The sequence below is a fragment of the Devosia sp. genome (assembly GCF_965229025.1).
In the GTDB taxonomy this organism is placed as follows: Bacteria; Pseudomonadota; Alphaproteobacteria; order Rhizobiales; family Devosiaceae; genus Devosia_A.
In genome coordinates this window covers 338,423-356,548 of the sequence record NZ_OZ245853.1, presented here as the reverse complement: position 1 = coordinate 356,548, position 18,126 = coordinate 338,423, and the positions used below count along the sequence as shown (strand labels likewise).

The window sequence follows — 18,126 nt, the reverse complement described above, 5'->3', positions numbered from 1 at the left end:
ACATGACCCTGCTGCGCCGCCGCTATCGCGATCAGTTGGTCGAGCTTCTCGATCAGATGCTCGCCACCGAGTCGGCAGCCTTTGACGCCGCGCGCGACGCGGTCGCCGGTGCACTCGCCGCCGACCACCTGGTCTATGTCGCCGGCAGCGGCCATTCTCACCTTTTGGCTGAAGAGGCCTTCTATCGCGCCGGCGGCATCGCCCCGGCCCAGGCCATCCTCGAACCCGACCTCATGCTGCATCTGGGCGCCCAGCGCTCCACGCTCATCGAGCGTGAAACCGGCCGCGCCGAAAAGGTCATCGCCAACTATCCCGTCGAGGCCGGCGACGTCGTCTTCATCGCCTCCAATTCCGGCCGCAACGCCTACCCCATCGAGATGGCCCTCGCCGCCAAGGCACGCGGCGCCACCACCATCGCGATCACCTCGCTGCAGCACGCCCGCGCGATCACCTCGCGCCACGCCTCAGGCAAGCTCCTCTACCAGGTCACCGACATCGTCCTCGATAATTGCGGGGAATATGGCGACGCCGCCATCCCGATCGCCGGCCGCAACGTCAAGATGGGCCCCACCTCCACCATCGCCGGCGTGTTCATCATCAACACGGTGATCGGCGAAGCGGTCGAACAGCTGGCGGCACGTGGCATCAACATCGATGTCTACCAGAGCGCCAACATGCAAGGCACCGAAGCCCAGTCCGAAGCCATGATCGCCCGCTGGCAACCCCGCATCCGCGGCCTCTAGCGCGCGTCTGCGCCTTCTTGAGCGCCGACCTATCAGTCGTCTCCCTCCCCCTTGAGGGGAGGGATCAAGGGTGGGGGTCGTCCGGATGTCACCGCGGCTGGCCTCATTGCTAGGCTGATCGACACTCTACCCCACCGGCGGATACACATGCTCCCCACCCCGCCAATCCGACACCGAGTAGCACCCCTCACCCGTCGCCCTGATATTCGCCGCCGCAATCGGCGCCTTCCCATGCCCACCTGGAATATCCAGAACATAGGTCGGCTGGCAGAGCCCTGACACTCTGCCGCGCAGCCCCTGCACCAGCGCCTGCCCTTCAGCAATCGTCACCCGGAAATGCTCGGTCCCCGGCGCAAGGTCCGGATGGTGCAGGTAATACGGCCGCACCCGGCTCTCCACCAATCCGCGCATCAGCGCCGCGAGCACGTCCGGATCATCGTTGATGCCTTTGAGCAGCACCGTCTGCCCCAGCAGCACCACGCCCGCATACGCCAACCGACCCAGCGCCGCCCGCGCCGCCTCGGTCAGTTCCCGCGCATGGTTGGCGTGCACCGCGAGGTACGTCATCTTGCCACTCGCTTTCAGCGCCGCGATGAGCTTCCCATCAACCCGCTCCGGCTCCACCACCGGAACCCGCGTGTGGAACCGCACGATCTTCACGTGTGCGATCCCGGCCAGCCGGACCATCATCTCCTCAAGCCGCCGCGCCGACAGCACCAGCGGGTCGCCGCCGGTGAGGATCACCTCCCAGATCTCGGGATGGTTCGCGATATAGGCAAACGCGGCGTCCATCGCATCCGGCGCCAGCGTCCCCAGCCCCTCCGGCCCCACCATCTCGCGCCGGAAACAGAACCGGCAGTAGACCGGGCAGACATGGACGGCTTTGAGCAGCACCCGGTCCGGGTACCGATGCACGATCCCCTCGACCGGCGAATGCGTCAGGTCCCCAATCGGGTCCGCCCGCTCATCGGCGGTCGTCGTCAGTTCCCTGAGGTCCGGCACGAACTGCCGCGCAATCGGGTCGTTCGGGTTATCCCGGTCGATCAGCCCCGCCATCGCCGGCGTCACCGCGATCGCGTAGCGCTTGCCCACCGTCTCGGCCTCGCCGACCCGCGCTTCAGCCAGCAACCCAGCGTCAACAAGATCGCGTGCCGATCTCAATGTCCGGTCCAGCTTCATTGCTCGCCTCCCACCACCGGCACCCACAGCACGTCCTCGATGCGCCTTGCGTTCACCGCCAGCATCACCAGCCGGTCGAACCCCAGCGCCACCCCGCTCGTCTCCCCCATCAGCGGCAATGCCGACAGCAGATCTTCGTCGAGCGGGTAGGTTTCGCCGTAGAGCCGTTGTTTTTCGTTCATCTCAAGGGTGAATCTGTGGCGCTGTTCGTCCGCATCGGTCAACTCGCCAAAGCCGTTGGCCAGTTCCACCCCGCACGCATAGAGCTCAAACCGCTCCGCAACCCGCCAGTCATCCGCCGCCCGCCGCGCCAGCGCCGCCTCGGCCGCAGGATACCGGTCCAGCACCGTCACCCGGCCAAGCCCCAGATTTGGCTCGACTTTTTCCACCAGCACCCGGCTGAACAGATAGCTCCAGGTATACTCCACCGGCACTACCAGCCCCACCGCCCGCATCGCCCCCGCCAGCGCGTCGGCGTCAGTGTTTCCATCCACATCCATCGTCTGGAACAGATCAATTCCCGCATATTTTTCAAAGGCTTGCACAACGCTAAACCGCTCCGCCTCCGCAAACGGATCCGCCTCGCGCCCCCGGAACTGCAGCGTCTTGACCCCTGCCGTCTCCGCCGCGATCCGCAGCATTGCGAGGCAATCGGCGATCACCGCCCCATACCCCTCCCCCGCCCGGTACCATTCGAGCATAGTGAACTCCGGATGGTGCAGCGCACTCCGCTCCCGGTTCCGCCAGACATGCCCGAGGCTCGCGATCCGCGTCTCTCCCGCCGCCAGCAGCTTTTTCATGGAAAACTCAGGAGATGTATGGAGATAGAGCGTCTCCCCCACCCCATCATTGCCGATCGCTACGGTCGAAAACGCATGCAGATGCGTCTCATTTCCCGGCGAGCGCTGCAGCCCCGGCGGGTCGACCATCAGAAATTCGTGCTCGGCCAAGTACCCCCTCAGCGCCGCCTCGATCCGGTTCCGCGCCAGCAAAGCCGGCCGCCGGTCGGCATGCACCGACGGCGTCCACCACTGAGAAACCGGCGGCAACAGGGGCTTTGAGATCAACAGGCAGGACTTTCGCGCTCGGGACTGGCGGTTTTGCCGGAATTAGGGTATCGGGCGGCACCGAAACAGTAATACCTGCGTCCGGCTCGGCCAAGTCGCCTTGTCCTCTAGGCCGACGCCACCGCTTGAACAAGGAAGAAGTAATGGTCAAGGTCATCGCGTCCTCGCTCCGCAAAGGCCACGTCGTCGAGCAGGACGGCAATCTGCATGTCGTGCTCACCGCTGAAAACGTGCACCCTGGCAAGGGCAACTCGGTCACCAACGTCAACATGCGCCGCATGTCCGACGGCGTGAAGGTCATCGGCCGCTGGCGCACGGTGGAAATGGTCGAAAAGGCCGACGTCGACGAGCGCGAGTACCAGTTCCTCTACCAGGACGGCGAAGGTTTCCACTTCATGGACCCGGCCTCCTACGAGCAGCTCGCCGTCTCCGAAGACGTCATCGGTGAACAGGGCGCCTTCCTCGCCGACGGCATGCTGGTCTATCTCAAGACCTTCGAAGGCAATGCAATCGCCATCGAATTGCCGGCCCGCGTCACCCTCGAAATCGTCGAGACCGAACCCGTGGTGAAGGGACAGACCGCCTCGTCCTCGTTCAAGACCGCCAAGCTCTCGAACGGCGTCAAGACCATGGTCCCGCCCCATATCGGGGTCGGCACCCGCGTCGTCGTCATGACCGAAGACGCCAGCTACGTCGAACGCGCCAAGGACTGATGTCCGGGCCGCCTCTGGCGGCAAAATCGCTCCAGTGGAGCGATTTTAGGACGTCAGACCCGGAGCGCTACGCCCGCAGGGCAGGCTCATAACACCACCAAAATCCCGGCTCCGGCCGGGATTTTCATTTCATCTCTTCCATCAGCCGCTTCACCTCCCGCAGGTCGTCTTCGAAACGCTCCTGCTCGGCCGCCGCCAGCTGCCGGTCGGGGATACGCAGCAGATAAGACGGATGCACCGTGGCGAAGATCCGCGCGCCATCCGCCAGCACGGTGAGCTTGCTCCGCGCCAACCCCAGCGTAACCCGGCTCCCCATCAGGCTCGACACCGCCATCGCCCCCATGGCAACGACCAGTTCAGGCTTGATAAACTCCCGCTCCAGCCCCAGCCAGAACTTGCACGCCTGCACTTCGCCGGCGTTAGGCCGCTGATGCAGCCGCTTCCTGCCACGGGGCACGAACTTGAAGTGCTTGACCGCATTGGTCACATAGACCCGCTCGCGCTCGATCCCCACGAGCCGCAGCGCGGCATCGAACACCTGCCCGGCCGGCCCGACAAAGGGCTTTCCCGCCAGATCCTCCTGGTCCCCCGGCTGCTCGCCGACAAACATCACCTCCGCCGTTTCCGGCCCCTCGCCGAACACCGGTTGCGTAGCGTTCTCGTAAAGCGCGCACCGCTTGCAGCCATCGATCGCCTGCCGAGCCGCATCCACCGTGCCGATCTCCTCCCCGGAGACAGCTGGCGCCAACCTCTCCATCTTCCGCAGATGCCGCGACGGCGGGATGCTCGCCTGCCGCTCGATCATAGCCTCCTCCGCCTCCCTGGCGCCTCTGATCAGCGATGGAATGAGTTCTGCCTCGGGCAGATTGCGCCAGTACTTCACCGGCATTTCCGATTTCATCATCGCCACTTTGAGGCGCGCGGGGTTGAAGATGGAGGCGAAGTAGCTTCGCCATACTGGCTCCATAGCGTCCTCCGCGGGCACGTCCGCCTTCTCCCCGCCCGGCCCGAACTCAACCGTCTCGCCGTTCCAGTACGCCGAACGATATGGCGTGATGATCGCCCACATCATGCCGGTAAAGCGCCGCACAAAGAACGGTGTCACCCGCTCCAGCACATAGTGTTCCGGCTCGAACCACGCGGCGAAACGCTCGAGACCCGAGTCGTCGACAATGGATTTGAAACGCACAAACGCCGTCATCTTGTGCGCATCGCGCCGCACCGCCGAGACCAGCCGATCCAGGCGACCGACATCCGGGTCAGAGCGCGCTTGAAGCAATGTCCGGTCCTTCATCAGCCGCCACAACAGCCGGTAGAGCAGCGCAAAGCGCTCGGGATCCGAGTGACAGATCGCCGCCTCACCCAGCTCGAGGAACTTCTCCGGCACCGTCCCGACCTTCCGCCCGGTGACCAAAACCGGAGACTCTTCTGCGCCGAACAGGTCCCCCGCCCCGTTCGGCTCAACCCAGACCACGTCCTCTGGCGCCATGGCCTCGAGCAGCAACCCACGCGCCGCCGCCCGCCATTCCGCGAAATCGTTGAGCGATGAGAGGTGGATCGACCTCAAAACAGCTCGCCTTGCACCGGCTTCGGCGTCATCTGGCCCCGAAGGCCTGCAGAATCCGTCAGCCCGCCCGGTGTCCAGTCCGCCGCCTCGACAAACGGCCTCACCTTTTCAATCGAACCGCACATCCGGCCGAGGTCCGAAAGCCGCAACTTGTGGTGTCGGCGCGTCGTCAGGATCCGGTCCACCACCTTCACCCCCAGCCCGGGCACCCTCAGCAGCACCTCGCGCTCCGCCCGGTTGACATCGACCGGGAACTTGCCGCGGTTGCCCAGCGCCCAGGCAAGTTTAGGATCCAACTGCAAGTCGAGCAGCCCGTCCCGTCCTCCGGAAACGATCTCCTCCGCGTCAAAGCCGTAAAAGCGCAGCAACCAGTCCGCCTGGTACAGCCGATGCTCACGCAATAGCGGTGGCGGCGCCAGCGGCAGCCGCGAACTCGAGTCAGGGATTGGCGAAAAGGCCGAGTAGTACACCCGCTTCAACCCATAGCCCGAATAGAGGCTGGCGCTCCGCTCTAGGATCGTGGCATCTGTCGCCGCGTCGGCGCCGATGATCATCTGCGTCGATTGCCCAGCCGGCGCCAGAACGGTGGGCTTTGGCTTGCCCAAAACCTTCCCGTCCGGCCGGCTCTCCTCGCGCTTGTGCGCGATATGGGCCATTGCCGTGCGGATGGAACTCGATTTCTTCTCCGGCGCCAGCGCCTCTAAACTGACATCGGTGGGCAGTTCGATATTGGTCGACAACCGGTCCGCATAGCGCGCTGCTTCAGCCAGCAGTTCAGGCGCGGCGTTGGGGATCACCTTGAGGTGGATATAGCCGCCGAACTTCCGCCCCTCGCGCAGCCCGCGCGCCACCCGCACCATCTCCTCCATTGTGTAGTCCGGCGAGCGGATGATCCCGGACGACAGGAACAGGCCCTCGATATAGTTGCGCTTGTAAAAATCCAGCGTCAGCGCCACCACCTCCTCAACCGAAAAGCGGGCGCGCTGCACGTTCGACGACGACCGGTTCACGCAGTAGATGCAGTCGTAGACGCAGAAATTGGTCAGCAGAATCTTCAACAGCGAGATGCACCGCCCATCCGGCGCATAAGAGTGGCAGATGCCGCTCCCCTCGGTTGAACCAATCCCGCCCGTTTCAGCACTCGAACGTTTCACCGTGCCGCTCGAGGCGCACGAGGCATCGTATTTCGCGGCATCCGACAGCACGGCAAGTTTACGGGAGAGGCTAAGCTGGGTCATTTTGTTCACTCTATGTTCTAGTGTGGTAACCCCGAAGCGCCAATGCCGCCAATGCAAAAAGATGTGCTGGAGACGTCGCGGCCCGAAAAGTGATCGGGAACGCGCGCTTTCCCATCGAAGGCCGATCGTTCGTTATTCGGCAACGATGCGTCGGCTTCATGCTTCTATCGCCCGCCCGCTTTCCCACCTATTTGAACGGTCAGCACTTTCACCAAGGAGGTCAGCATGACCCTCGAACTTAAAGGCATCCACCACCTGACGGCCATCACCGCCCAGGCCGCCAAGAACGTCCAGTTCTACACCCAGACCATGGGCATGCGGCTGATCAAGAAGACCGTCAACCAGGACGATACCAGCGCCTACCACCTGTTCTACGGCGACGGCATCGCGTCGCCCGGCGCTGACCTCACCTTCTTTGATTGGCCCGCTTCCCCTGAGCGCCGTGGCACCCATGCGGTGAACCGCACCGGCCTCCGCGTTGCCACCGAGGCCGATCTCAACTGGTGGAAAGCGCACCTCGTCGACAAGGGCGTCACGTCTGCCAACATCAAGGAACGCGCCGGTCACCTCTCGCTCGATTTCGAGGACTTCGAGGGCCAGCGCTTCCGCCTCGTCGCCGATCCCAAGTCCGCCGCCGCCCACCCGTGGGACCGCAGCCCCATCCCCACCGAACACCAGATCATCGGTCTTGGGCCCATCACCCTGTCGGTGCCCGATCTGCGCCGCACTGCGGATGTGCTCGAAAAGGTGATGAACATGCGTGAAGTGCGCTCCTATCCGGCGCGCGAAAAGCATGGCGCTATCCACGTCTTCGAAATGGGCGAAGGCGGCGCCGCTGCCGAGCTTCACGTCGAGGTCAATCCCGATCTGCCGCAGGCGCGCCAGGGCGCCGGTGCTGTCCACCACGTCGCCTTCCGCACGCCCAACAAGGAAGAGTTCGACGAATGGGTGCGCCGCACCGCGGGCTTTGGCATCCGCTCCAGCGGCGAAGTCGAGCGCTTCTATTTCACTTCGCTCTACTTCCGCGAGCCCAACGGCATCCTGTTCGAAATTGCCACCGACGGCCCCGGCTTCACCGCTGACGAGCCGCTCGAAACCCTCGGCGAACGGCTCTCCCTCCCACCCTTCCTCGAAGGCAAGCGGGCCGAGATCGAAGCCGGCCTGAAGCCGCTCTAACCACGTACACAAACGCAGTCGAGCGCGGTTCCGACAGCAGCGGAACCGCGCTCTGAAGCGCCGTGGGGGGCTAGCGGCGCCTGTTCGCTAGAGCGTTTCCAGGAAAAGCGGTAACGGTTTTCTGGTTCGGAAACGCGACAATAGAAAGTCCTGGACGCCGCTTACTGGGGCGTCACACTTGTGACGCTCGGCGTGACCAGAACCTTGGCCATGTCGATCAACTGCATGAACTCGGCACGGTAGCCCTTGTCATCAGCGCCACGCGCACCCTGCGCGAGCTTGCGGATATCGTCCCAGCTCATCTCGCCATAATTCGAACCCTTGAGCTTCTGCCCGAAAGCCGCCACCGCCGCGGCAAACCGCGCATCGTCTGAGGCCGCACTGAGGTCCTTGACCGCGAGGTCCGCTCCGATCGGCTGCTCGATCAGTTTGCTGGTCGTCCCGTCCGGCAGCTTGTAGCGCATCTTGAGGAAGCCGATTTCCGTGCCGTTTCCGGCCGCCGTCGTTTCCGCATCGCCATAACGGAGCGGATCGTTGAGTTCGCCGCCCGATCCAACCGGCGTAATCTCGTACAGCGCCGTCACGGTCGTTCCCGCCCCGATATCGCCGGCATCGACCTTGTCGTTGTTGAAATCCTCGCGGTTCAGCGCTCGGGTTTCATAGCCGATCAGCCGGTACTCGCTCACCACCGCAGGGTTGAACTCGACCTGGATCTTCACGTCCTTGGCGATAGTATCCAGAGTGCCGCCGGCATCCTCGACCAACACCTTCTGGGCTTCCTTGAAGCTGTCGATATAGCTGGCATTGCCGTTCCCGTTCTGGGCCAGCGCCTGCATCGTGTCGTCACCCAGATTGCCCTGGCCAAAGCCCAGCACCGACAGGAACACGCCGTCGTCGCGCTTCCCCTTGATGAAAGTCTTGAGCGCTTCTGGGTCCTCAATGCCGACATTGAAATCGCCATCGGTCGCAAGGATCACCCGGTTGACGCCATCGGTCACCTTGTTCTGCTCAGCCAACCGATAGGCCAGTTCGATCCCCTCGGCGCCTGCGGTCGATCCGCCAGCGGCGAGATTGTCCAGCGCGCCGATGATCTTGGCTTTCTCCGTCGCCCTGGTCGGCTCCAGCACCACGCCGGCCGACCCCGCATAAGTGACGATCGAAATCGTGTCATTGGCACCCAGTTGATCCACCAGCAGTGCAAATGCCCGCTTCAGCAGCGGCAGCTTGTCCGGCTCATCCATCGACCCCGAGGTGTCGATCAGGAACACCAGGTTCGAGGCCTTATCCTCGGTGACCGGCGGCACGTAGCCCTTGATTCCGATCTGGACGATCTCGGTCTTGCCATTCCAGGGCGTCGGATACACAGAAACCGTCGACTTGAACGGGGTCGTAGCATCCGTCGGCGCCGGGTAGGCATAGTCGAAATAGTTGATCAGCTCCTCGATGCGAACCGCATCAGGCTCCGGCACCCAGCCATCGGTCAGCGCCCGGCGCACATAAGAATAGGCGGCCGTATCGACATCGATCGAGAACGTCGAGACCGGCTCGTTCTTGACGATCTTGACCGGCGACTCGACAAAACTGGTGAACTCATCGCCGCTCGGCACCGTGTTCGCCACGGCCCCATCCATCGGCGCCGGCCTCACCAATGCTTCGGCTTCGCCCGATGGCGCAAATTCGGCCATCACGCTCTCATTCGGCTGGCCCGCAGTAAGCGTACGCTGCAGAAGTTTTGGCTCCACCGTCCCGCTCAGCGGGGCTGCAGGCACAGCCGTTCCAGCAGCGCCAATCGCTACTTCGGTGTCAGCTACCACCGGCGCGTCCATCATCGGAGCCGCCTCGGTGGTCTCAGTTTTCAGCGCATCATCCGACTTCGCCACTTGCTGCGGTGCAATTTTCGCATCTGCAGATGCAGGCTTGTCGGCATCCACCGTCACCGCCACGGGCGGAGCCCCGATCGGGGTAATCGCGGTGGATGTGTAAAGTTGATAGCCAAGCGGCAGCAACAGCAGCGCCACCGCTGCCGTACCAAGGCCATAAGAGAGACGGGTAGTCATGGTCCAGTTCCTTCCCAGATTGGAGAACATGGACCTCAGACGCTGGCTCAGCGCATTTCCTTGGGCAGGGGCGCGTGCATTCTGCTGGTCAATGTCAAACGCCAGCATGGCCGCCTCGATCGCACGATGGCGCGCTGCCTCGGATGGGGCGGGCATGGCGCTCTGCTTCAGCGCCTTGAAATCATCGTCGTTCATGTCATTGCTCATAGCAGCCCCCTCAGGGTCTTCTTTGCTTCGTGGACATGCCAGGAAACCGTAGCCTCCTTGCATCCCATGATCACGCCTGCCTCGGCGTGGCTCATCCCCTCCGCGTAAATCAGCAGCACTGCATCCCGTTGCTGTTCGGGAAGCTGCCGTACCGCATTCCAAAGTTCCTTTGCCGCGGCCGAGTCTTCCTGGTCGGGCAGATATTCGTCTGGCGTCACCTCGGCATAGCGGTCGATATGCCGCCCGCGCCGGCTGCGCGCCCGCTGCATGTCGCGCACCGCATTCAGCGTCACGCGATAGAGCCAGCTGGTGAACGCACTGCGCCCATCAAAGCTCTTGAGGATGGAGGCAAGCTTCACGCACACGTCCTGCGCGATGTCCTCGGCATCCGACACCTTGCCGCTCCACTTGCATGCGGTGCGGAAAATGAAGTCGTAGTGCCGCTCCACCAGTTGCGAAAATGCCAGGCGATCGCCGCCCACCGCCCGCGCAATCAGCGTCTCGTCGGCAACCTGTTTGGGCAGCGCCCCTGTGTCGTAAAACTGCGGCATCAAAGCGTGGGACCGTGGCACCGAAATGGGCTTTCAGCTGGCATCATAGGCGTAGGACGCCCCCCACGGTGCCCTCCTTGGGGGCTTTCAAAGATTTTTTCTTTGAGTGCCAGCCCGAGCGGCGCTATGCCGGTGCAATGGACGAAAAACCTGACAGCCCAAAACCTGACAGCCCGTGGCGCCTTAATCCCGCACGGATCCTCATCCTCATCCTGGGGGCGCTGGTGCTTGTGTACGTCGTTTCTTCTGTAATGGGCGGCCTCGGCAACTACGAACTGCTCAAGCAGGCTGCAACCGAGGCAAAGCCGCCAAGCTAGGACTGCAATTCCACCGCGGATCAAACGCAGCAAGAGGCTAAAGACAGATTTGCCCCAACCAGCATCTGGAGCAGACCATCCCTCGCTGAGTTTTGCGCGTCCTGAGCGATATTTACTCGCCTCGGCCCCCGAAATTGTCAATGAACGGATCGGACGATTATTCATCCGCCGGAATGCTGGGTTCCGTGCTCAAGACTTTGGACCGACAAGGCTCAGAGAAACTCTGCGAGTTGCCTCCAAGATCCTGAACGATGCCCGGAACTTCCCGTCGAACAGACTCCCCAACTGGTGGATCGGAGTTGGCACAGCGTTGGGCTTTGCTCGTGAGCTGAACTTTTTGCCCGGCGACACGGATGTGGATGTCCGCATCGGACTGGAGTTCACAAACAATCGTGCCGCTTTTGACGCGGTTGTAGTCTTGGTCCGTCTGTTCGCGCAAAACGGCTTCCGCCTAATGCGCGAAACCTACCTGGACGGACGCCCAATGCAGACGGCGTTCGCTCACCGCGAGAACGACAATACCATCTTTGACATCTACTACTTCTATTCCGGCGTCAGCGAAGGCCGGTATGTCAACGCCAACGACTTTGGCTACCGCCGCAAACCGCGCCATCTCATCGACAACAAGAAATCCCTGAGCTGGCCCGGCTACGCCACGCTGAAAGTCAACGTCCCCCAGCCGGTTGAAGACTATCTGGCCTGGCGCTTCGGCCCCGAATGGCGAACGCCAAAGAAGAACTGGGAACTTGGCCCCGTCGATAACGCCTGTATCGAGCCCCTGCCGCAGGTGACTGTCCTCACCTACGGCACCTGGGACCTCTTCCATCAGGGCCACCTGCGCCTCCTGGAACGCGCCGCTGCCCTCGGCGATCACCTCGTAGTGGGGGTCGTTTCCGACGAACTCTGCGCCATTAAGGGCAAACAACCCTCCCAGGACGAGGCAACCCGCGCCGCTGCCATTCACGCCCTGCCCTTCGTCCGTGAGGTCTTCATCCAGCGCATGCTCGACCAGAAGGAGTTCGACATCGAACGGTTCGGCGCCGCCCATCTTGTCGTCGGCGACGATTGGATCAATCACCCGCGCTTCGAACAGGTGCGGGACTACCGGGGCGTCGAGCTTCACTACCTGCCCCGCACGCCAGGCATCTCGTCAACATCCCTCCGCGCGGAACTAACGGCAGGCAGCCGGGGCCCATGACCGCGGCTCTGCCCCTGCACCTGCAATCCTATTTGGCGACAGTCGAGCCGGGCAGCGTCGTCGCCGTCGAACCCATCGATCAGACGCCTCCACCCGCATCTGGATCGCGTCGGGTGACCTACGCCGATCCCACCACAGGCGTGATGTACTGCGTCCATCTCAGCCAGTTCGCGATCAGCCAGGTCAATCTCGACCTCAAAGCCGGCATTGTCACCAAGACCGTCGGCCGCTTCAGCGAATTCGGCATCCTGGAACGCGAAATCTTCTGGCTCAACCGTCTGGCCACTTCAGGCATTGTGCCAAGGCTGATCAGCACCACAGATATGACCCTCTGCCTCACCTATGTCGGCGAACCGGTCCGCCGCTACAATCTCCCTTCAGACTGGCGTGAGCAGGCCGAGATCATCCTATCCTCGCTGGCCGCCGCCGCCTGCCGGCATAACGACATCAAATGCGACAACCTCACGGTTCTCGACGGGTGCCTGTATCTGCTTGATTTCGGGTGGGCCACTGCCGCAGGAGACCCCATCCCTCCCGAATGGCCCGAAGGCATCGGCCGCCAGCACCGTCTCGGCATCCACCAGTTCGACGACCGGCACGCCATATTTGCCGCTCTCGAGTCTGCCGAACGAGACGCCGTGGATCGCTCCATCGCGATGAGAGTAGCGACGTCGTCTACAAATTAGCTGCTCAGGGGGGCTTTCCAGCAAGCGCCGTTACTATCCTCGACTTTTCGTGCTTCAGGGCCACCCGTCCACTTAACTTGCAATTATGAGATAATATATCATATTTGTGAATGTCGCACAGCACGGAATGACATGCGGAAATCACGATACGGCCGTTGTGAATCTCGATTGGCGCCTGAGGTCTGACCCTTGGCTGCTCGTCCCATTCGCTCTTTGTCCCCTCAATTGATCAATATTCTTCAACAATTCGCGCCGACGACCGAACTGGAAGCGCACTCGCTTCATGCATTTGGTTCGAACTTTGACCCAACCAAGATTTCCGTTGTTGCAGTTGTAGACTCTCACGAAATTGATCAAACTACTTTTGGTTTACGGCTACACTTCCGTCATGCATCAGGGAGAGTATTGGAGATTGTTTCCGAAACATCTGTGAAAAATACAGTACGCGTTAATCTCAATAATTCTATCGTATCAAAGATCTGTCTTTATCACCCCCACTTGGCACAACGAGAGGCCCACTGGTTGAGAAGGGTGAGAGGCCCCGTTGTTGCGCGTCTCGCTGGCGTAAAAGACGCAACAATCGCAACGTCTTACGAAGGCGAACCCGTCAACATCTATAACCTTCCTGAGGACTGGCGGCAGCAGGCTGAGGCCATCATCGCCCACCTGCGCACCGCTGGCTGTTGCCACAACGACATCAAGGCCGGAAATGTGGTGGTAAGCAATGGGCGCCTGAAGTTGATCGATTTTGCCTGGGCGACGCAAATCGGCGAACCTATCCCGGAGGAGTGGCCCATCGACCTCGGATTCCAGCACTTCATCGCCCCACACGAGTTCGACGACCGCAAGGCAATCTTCGAAGCGCTTGGCGAGGTTGAAACCGCCGCGCTGGCAGCGCTTACGCCACCAGCGCCTGCGGCACCGCCTCTGCGATAAACCCGCCACCGAGCACTTCGCTGGTCTCGCTCTCATCGGCGTAGAACACGCAGGCCTGCCCGGGCGAAATCCCGTATTCGCCAGCAAACAGCGTCACGAACACCTCACCATCCTGCATATGGATGGCACCCTGTTGCGGTGGCCGCGTCGAGCGTACCTTCACTTCAATTGGCGCGCCATTGCCTGACGCCAGTGCCTCAAGCCGCTCGATCCCAAGCCAGTTGACATCCCGTAACCGCACCGTCTTGGTCATCAGAGCCTCGCGCGGCCCGACGATCACCCGACCCGTCTTGTGCTCCAGCTTGACCACATAAAGCGGCTCACCCGCCGCCACGCCGAGCCCCTTGCGCTGCCCAACAGTATAATTGACGATCCCCTCGTGCCGCCCAAGTACGCGGCCATCCAGATGCACGATCTCCCCGCCTGCCAGGGCCTCGGGATGCATCTTGCGGATTACATCGGCATACTTGCCCTGCGGCACAAAACAGATGTCCTGGCTGTCGTGCTTTTCAGCAATCTCCAGCCCAAACTCGCGCGCCAGTTCGCGCACCGCCGGCTTGGTCATCCCACCCAGCGGAAAGCGCAGGAAATCAAGCTGCTCGTCCGTGGTAGCAAACAGGAAGTAGCTCTGGTCGCGCGACGCATCAACCGGCCGGAACATCCGCCGCTTGCCGTCGACCAGCTTGCTTTGAACATAGTGCCCGGTCGCCAGCACATCGGCCCCGAGGTCACGCGCCACTTCCATCAGGTCCACAAACTTGACGCTCTGGTTGCAGGCGATGCATGGCACCGGCGTCTCGCCCTGCCTATAGGCATTGGCGAACGGCTCCATCACCGATTTCTTGAAGCGCTCTTCATAGTCGAGCACGTAGTGCGGAATCTTCAGCGCTGCGGCCACCCGTCGGGCATCATGAATGTCCTGGCCAGCGCAGCACGCGCCCTTGCGGTGCGTCGCTTCGCCGTGATCGTAAAGTTGAAGGGTAACACCGACCACATCATACCCTTGGCGGGCGAGCAGGCCGGCAACAACGGAGCTATCAACGCCCCCCGACATCGCGACAACAACGCGCGTGTCTTCAGGGCGCTTGGGCAAATCAAGCGAATTCATCATCTCTCACATCCAGAAGGGTTCAAGGTCCAGCGGATGGCGCGGGTATAGAGCGGAGTAGCCCCAATGCGCAAGCCAGTCTCCCTGCGCTGGGGGATCGCCGCCAGGTTCGGTCGGCAGTTTTTGCCCAAGAGCACCTAAGCTGCCTAGCGGTCCGAGTCGATGCCCACTGGTAACTCATTGAAATAACTAGCCTGATGCATCCGGCACGCAACTTGCAGCTCACCTCCTGAACAACTGTGTCTCGTGAGGCCTTCGTGTCAGCAACGGTAACTGTGGGATTTGCTCCGGCATCAACGCCAGCCATCGCGGCCGGCCTCGCCAGCACGCCCGCCGCTGATGCAAACGCCGACGACGGCGGCAATCCCTTCGCCGCCTTTCTTGCTTTGGTCGGCGCCGCGATAGCGCCGACAACTGAACCAGTTGCCGATGCTGCAGTTACGCCGCCCGTTACCTTCAGCGTCCCCCAGACCGCCGCGCTGCCCGCCATCGATCTCACCGATCTCGGCAACGCCCCCGCCTTGCAGAGTGAAACCGGAAAGTCGCTGCTCAACGCCTTCAGTAAAGCGCTGATCGCGGTCAAGGATGCGCTTGCCGATGGCAAGCCGGTCGACCCAACGCTGGAAAAAAAGCTCCAGAAGACAGTAGACGACCTGTCAGCCCTGCTCGGCATTACCCTGCCTCAGCCCGTGCAGACGCCGTTTGCTCCGGTAATCGCTGCGGCAGCCAGCGGCGACTCTCTGCTCCCCGTCGGTGACACCGCCCCGGCGCCCCCAATCCAACAGACACCCGATCTCCCCGAAGCCGCCACCCCAATAGCGGCCGATCCAACTGGTGACATTTTCCCTGCCGAGACGAGCGCTTCTGCCAACACCGGCGCCGTTGTCCCAGCTTCGATCGATACAGCCGAGCCGGTCGCTGCAGCACCCGCAACAGAAACGCCTGTCGATACACTCGCCCGACTGGTCGAGGATCTGGGTGACAAGCTGCAGCAGCAATCGCCCGATCTCGCTAACAAGCTCAAGGCGGTCGCCGAGGCGCTCTCGTCAGGCAAGGTGCCGACCGATCTGCTCGCCAAGATCGGCCTCAGTACCGAGCCGGGCAAGTCCGCCCCCGAGCTCACCCAACTGATCGACGCGCTTGCCGCGCCAGCCAGCAGCAAGGAAAAGCCCGCGCCGGTCTTCACCGCTCCGGTCCTCGCGGCGCCCACTGCGGTTCTACCCAAAGGCGGGGCGAACAAAGTCGACAAGAGCGCCGCCCAAGTCGGCGCAACTGCTACTTCCGGCACTGCCACTGCAGACTCGACGGCAGACACCACGCTGGCGCCCACGGGGCCCGCACTCGATACAAATGCGGCCAAGTCCGACAAACCAGCTGATGCGAAGACCATCGACGCTACGAGTGCGTCAGGCACTGCGCATGACGCCACAAAGAGCGATAAAGCCGACAAGGCCGCCGCCGCTAACGCCAACACCATCGCCCCGGACGCCGCCGCCACGAGCCCCTCCCAGGTCGCGGTGACCAATGTCGTCGCGGGCACCCGGGCCATCCACGCCGCCTACCAGGCAGCCGTCCAGCAGATCAACCTGCCCCAGGTAGCCTTCGAGGTCGCCCGGCAGGTCCAGGCCGGCAATTCGCGTTTCCAGATTCGCCTCGATCCCGCCGAGCTCGGCCGCATCGATGTGCGTCTCGATGTCGACAAGGACGGTACGGTCAACGCCCGGATGTTCGTCGAGCGCCCCGAAACGCTCGATCTCATGCAGCGCGATCAGCGCGCCCTGCAGCAGGCGCTGCAGCAGGCGGGGCTCGATGGCAGCAAGACGAGCCTCGAATTCTCGCTGCGCCAGAACCCCTTCGCCGGCAATCCGGGTGGCAATGGCGGCAGCAGCGGCGAGCAGGGCTTCGGCCCCTTCGGCGATTTAACTACCGCCGACGCCACGGCAGAAGCAGCCCCCATCAGTCTCTACCGCGGCACCAGTTCTGCCAGCGGCGTCAATTTGGTCGTGTAGGAGTCAGCCATGTCCGTCAGCAGTGTCGCGTCCAACTCCGCCAGTTCCCTCACCGGATCGCGTGCGAGTATCGCTGACAATTTCGATACCTTCCTGCAGCTCCTCACTACCCAGCTCAAGAACCAGAATCCGCTCGATCCCCTCGACACCAACGCGTTCACCCAGCAGCTGGTGCAGTTCACTGGCGTCGAGCAGCAGCTCAAGACCAACGACTTCCTCGCCGCAATGATGAGCTCGACCCAGAACGCCAGCAATTCACAGGCGGTCGGCTATATTGGCAAGATGGTCAGTGCCTCTGGCGTGAAGTCCGAACTGGTCAAAGGTTCCGCCAGCTGGCATTTTGCCATCGCCAAGGACGCCGACGTTACGGTCACGGTCAAAGACGCCAAGGGCAACTCCGTGTTCACCAAGCAGGGCTCGGTCAAATCCGGCGAAAGCGTCTTCAACTGGGATGGCCTCGGCTCAGACGGCACCCAGAAGCCCGACGGCTCGTACACCATCTCGGTCCAGGCGCGGGATTCCGACGGCAAGCTCATCGACGTCGCCACCGAAATGACTGGCGAGGTCACCGGCATCGACCTTACCGGCTCCGAACCTGTGCTCATCATCGGCACTGCCCGCGTCAATCTTTCCAGCGTTCTGTCGGTCCGCTCCAAGACGGCGACCGATACCAGCACCGGCACGGGGACCGGCAGCAGCGTCTAGAGAGGGCAGTCTCCACCGCTACTTTCCGAACCCCGTGGGCAGCCCGTCCATGCTGACCATGTTCTTGTCGGCCCAGTAGTCGACGATCCCGTCGGGCCCCTTGGCTTCGGCCCAGCGGTCCATCGTGTCGCGCTCGCCCTCATAGCTCATCAGCGGTACGCCATAGCCGCATGAGGTCTTCACGAGGTCGAAATCCAGCACGATGATCTGCCGCGCTCCCAGTGGCTCCGTGTCGGCGAACTGCGCGCCCAGCAACTCCTGGTAGTCCGCGCTCCCGCGCGCCACCGCCCGCCCCTTGCCATAAAGTCTCAGGATCAGCGGCGGCCCCTCCACGGCACAGAACATGATGGTCAGCCGCCCGTCTGCCCTCAGGTGCGCCGCCGTCTCGTTGCCACTCCCGGTACGGTCCAGATAGCAGGCTGTATTGTCCCCCAGCACGCGGAACATATCGGTCGAACGCGGCGACAGGTTGATGCGCGTGCCGGCCGCTGCCGATGCGGTGAAAAAGAAGTGCTGCTTGGCGATGAACTCGCGATGATGCGGATTGAGTGCCGGAAAGTCCTTGGCCATTCGCAACTCCTTGAAGCTGTGTCGTGCCCTAGCCGCCTCCACTGTCGCAATCTATTCGACCATGGACTCAGCCTCGCACTGGCGCACCAGCAGACCTTA

At 62.5% G+C, this 18,126-nt stretch carries 17 protein-coding genes; 9 read left to right on the top strand and 8 right to left on the bottom strand.

Translation table 11 applies throughout. The features are described 5' to 3' along the window. The first annotated feature begins 2 nt into the window (after positions 1-2). Positions 3-743 carry a sugar isomerase domain-containing protein gene (locus ACO06J_RS01780; RefSeq protein WP_421758985.1) on the top strand — a complete coding sequence of 247 codons (741 nt, stop codon included), beginning with the start codon at positions 3-5 and terminating at the stop codon, positions 741-743. Positions 744-869: 126 nt separating this feature from the next. Here ACO06J_RS01780 and ACO06J_RS01775 read toward each other — a convergent pair whose 3' ends face one another. Further along, positions 870-1,922 (bottom strand): lysine-2,3-aminomutase-like protein, encoded by a 1,053-nt coding sequence (locus tag ACO06J_RS01775; protein ID WP_421758984.1) that lies wholly within the window; start codon positions 1,920-1,922, stop codon positions 870-872. Next, positions 1,919-2,971 carry an EF-P lysine aminoacylase EpmA gene (gene epmA, locus ACO06J_RS01770; RefSeq protein ID WP_421758983.1) on the bottom strand — a complete coding sequence of 351 codons (1,053 nt, stop codon included), beginning with the start codon at positions 2,969-2,971 and terminating at the stop codon, positions 1,919-1,921. Before epmA ends, ACO06J_RS01775 begins: the two co-directional genes overlap by 4 nt. A gap of 161 nt (positions 2,972-3,132) precedes the next feature. On the opposite strand from epmA, the gene efp reads away from it, so the two are divergent. Continuing rightward, positions 3,133-3,702, top strand: coding sequence for an elongation factor P (gene efp / locus ACO06J_RS01765; RefSeq protein ID WP_421758982.1), 570 nt, complete (start codon positions 3,133-3,135; stop codon positions 3,700-3,702). A 124-nt stretch (positions 3,703-3,826) separates the two neighbouring features. Here the strand turns inward: efp and ACO06J_RS01760 are convergent, their stop codons facing one another. Together ACO06J_RS01760 and ACO06J_RS01755 are read right to left on the bottom strand one after the other, a co-directional pair. Continuing rightward, a complete protein-coding gene (locus ACO06J_RS01760; protein ID WP_421758981.1) occupies positions 3,827-5,269 on the bottom strand; it encodes a UdgX family uracil-DNA binding protein in 1,443 nt (480 codons plus the stop codon). Continuing rightward, positions 5,266-6,507, bottom strand: coding sequence for a putative DNA modification/repair radical SAM protein (locus tag ACO06J_RS01755; protein ID WP_421758980.1), 1,242 nt, complete (start codon positions 6,505-6,507; stop codon positions 5,266-5,268). The genes ACO06J_RS01760 and ACO06J_RS01755 overlap by 4 nt, the downstream gene beginning before the upstream one ends. Positions 6,508-6,732: 225 nt before the next feature. Here ACO06J_RS01755 and ACO06J_RS01750 point away from each other — a divergent pair, with 225 nt between their 5' ends. Then, on the top strand, positions 6,733-7,683 hold the full coding sequence (locus ACO06J_RS01750; RefSeq protein WP_421758979.1) for a ring-cleaving dioxygenase: 951 nt from the start codon (positions 6,733-6,735) through the stop codon (positions 7,681-7,683). 161 nt (positions 7,684-7,844) lie between these two features. On the opposite strand, the gene ACO06J_RS01745 is transcribed toward ACO06J_RS01750, so the two are convergent. Both ACO06J_RS01745 and ACO06J_RS01740 read right to left on the bottom strand, forming a co-directional pair. Beyond that, positions 7,845-9,935: a vWA domain-containing protein gene (locus tag ACO06J_RS01745; protein ID WP_421758978.1), complete on the bottom strand. Its 2,091-nt coding sequence runs from the start codon at positions 9,933-9,935 to the stop codon at positions 7,845-7,847. Between the two features lie 8 nt (positions 9,936-9,943). Beyond that, positions 9,944-10,498, bottom strand: coding sequence for an RNA polymerase sigma factor (locus ACO06J_RS01740; RefSeq protein WP_421758977.1), 555 nt, complete (start codon positions 10,496-10,498; stop codon positions 9,944-9,946). 77 nt (positions 10,499-10,575) lie between these two features. Between ACO06J_RS01740 and ACO06J_RS01735 the strand changes: the two genes are divergently transcribed. The 4 genes from ACO06J_RS01735 to ACO06J_RS01720 all read left to right on the top strand — a co-directional run bounded on the left by ACO06J_RS01735 (position 10,576) and on the right by ACO06J_RS01720 (position 13,635). Then, positions 10,576-10,815 carry a hypothetical protein gene (locus ACO06J_RS01735; protein ID WP_421758976.1) on the top strand — a complete coding sequence of 80 codons (240 nt, stop codon included), beginning with the start codon at positions 10,576-10,578 and terminating at the stop codon, positions 10,813-10,815. Between the two features lie 310 nt (positions 10,816-11,125). Next, positions 11,126-12,013 (top strand): adenylyltransferase/cytidyltransferase family protein, encoded by an 888-nt coding sequence (locus tag ACO06J_RS01730; RefSeq protein WP_421758975.1) that lies wholly within the window; start codon positions 11,126-11,128, stop codon positions 12,011-12,013. Further along, a complete protein-coding gene (locus ACO06J_RS01725; protein WP_421758974.1) occupies positions 12,010-12,699 on the top strand; it encodes a hypothetical protein in 690 nt (229 codons plus the stop codon). Before ACO06J_RS01730 ends, ACO06J_RS01725 begins: the two co-directional genes overlap by 4 nt. A 189-nt stretch (positions 12,700-12,888) precedes the next feature. After that, the gene (locus ACO06J_RS01720; RefSeq protein ID WP_421758973.1) at positions 12,889-13,635 is read left to right on the top strand and encodes a hypothetical protein; all 747 of its coding nucleotides are present in this window, start codon (positions 12,889-12,891) and stop codon (positions 13,633-13,635) included. Here ACO06J_RS01720 and mnmA read toward each other — a convergent pair. Next, the gene (gene mnmA / locus ACO06J_RS01715; protein ID WP_421758972.1) at positions 13,598-14,746 is read right to left on the bottom strand and encodes a tRNA 2-thiouridine(34) synthase MnmA; all 1,149 of its coding nucleotides are present in this window, start codon (positions 14,744-14,746) and stop codon (positions 13,598-13,600) included. The two genes, ACO06J_RS01720 and mnmA, sit on opposite strands and share 38 nt — an antisense overlap. 254 nt (positions 14,747-15,000) lie before the next feature. On the opposite strand from mnmA, the gene ACO06J_RS01710 reads away from it, so the two are divergent. After that, positions 15,001-16,752 carry a flagellar hook-length control protein FliK gene (locus tag ACO06J_RS01710; protein WP_421758971.1) on the top strand — a complete coding sequence of 584 codons (1,752 nt, stop codon included), beginning with the start codon at positions 15,001-15,003 and terminating at the stop codon, positions 16,750-16,752. Between the two features lie 9 nt (positions 16,753-16,761). After that, on the top strand, positions 16,762-17,457 hold the full coding sequence (locus tag ACO06J_RS01705) for a flagellar hook assembly protein FlgD (RefSeq protein ID WP_421758970.1): 696 nt from the start codon (positions 16,762-16,764) through the stop codon (positions 17,455-17,457). Positions 17,458-17,475: 18 nt separating this feature from the next. On the opposite strand, the gene ACO06J_RS01700 is transcribed toward ACO06J_RS01705, so the two are convergent. Then, positions 17,476-18,027: a pyridoxamine 5'-phosphate oxidase family protein gene (locus ACO06J_RS01700; protein ID WP_421758969.1), complete on the bottom strand. Its 552-nt coding sequence runs from the start codon at positions 18,025-18,027 to the stop codon at positions 17,476-17,478. Between the last annotated feature and the right edge of the window lie 99 nt (positions 18,028-18,126).

Bases quoted from the DNA above. Each gene is read 5' to 3' on its own strand.
- ACO06J_RS01780 (WP_421758985.1), top strand. From the start codon at position 3: ATGACCCTGCTGCGCCGCCGCTATCGCGATCAGTTGGTCGAGCTTCTC.
- ACO06J_RS01775 (WP_421758984.1), bottom strand. From the start codon at position 1,922: ATGAAGCTGGACCGGACATTGAGATCGGCACGCGATCTTGTTGACGCT.
- efp (WP_421758982.1), top strand. From the start codon at position 3,133: ATGGTCAAGGTCATCGCGTCCTCGCTCCGCAAAGGCCACGTCGTCGAG.
- ACO06J_RS01755 (WP_421758980.1), bottom strand. From the start codon at position 6,507: ATGACCCAGCTTAGCCTCTCCCGTAAACTTGCCGTGCTGTCGGATGCC.
- ACO06J_RS01750 (WP_421758979.1), top strand. From the start codon at position 6,733: ATGACCCTCGAACTTAAAGGCATCCACCACCTGACGGCCATCACCGCC.
- ACO06J_RS01745 (WP_421758978.1), bottom strand. From the start codon at position 9,935: ATGAACGACGATGATTTCAAGGCGCTGAAGCAGAGCGCCATGCCCGCC.
- ACO06J_RS01740 (WP_421758977.1), bottom strand. From the start codon at position 10,498: ATGCCGCAGTTTTACGACACAGGGGCGCTGCCCAAACAGGTTGCCGAC.
- ACO06J_RS01725 (WP_421758974.1), top strand. From the start codon at position 12,010: ATGACCGCGGCTCTGCCCCTGCACCTGCAATCCTATTTGGCGACAGTC.
- mnmA (WP_421758972.1), bottom strand. From the start codon at position 14,746: ATGATGAATTCGCTTGATTTGCCCAAGCGCCCTGAAGACACGCGCGTT.
- ACO06J_RS01705 (WP_421758970.1), top strand. From the start codon at position 16,762: ATGTCCGTCAGCAGTGTCGCGTCCAACTCCGCCAGTTCCCTCACCGGA.
- ACO06J_RS01700 (WP_421758969.1), bottom strand. From the start codon at position 18,027: ATGGCCAAGGACTTTCCGGCACTCAATCCGCATCATCGCGAGTTCATC.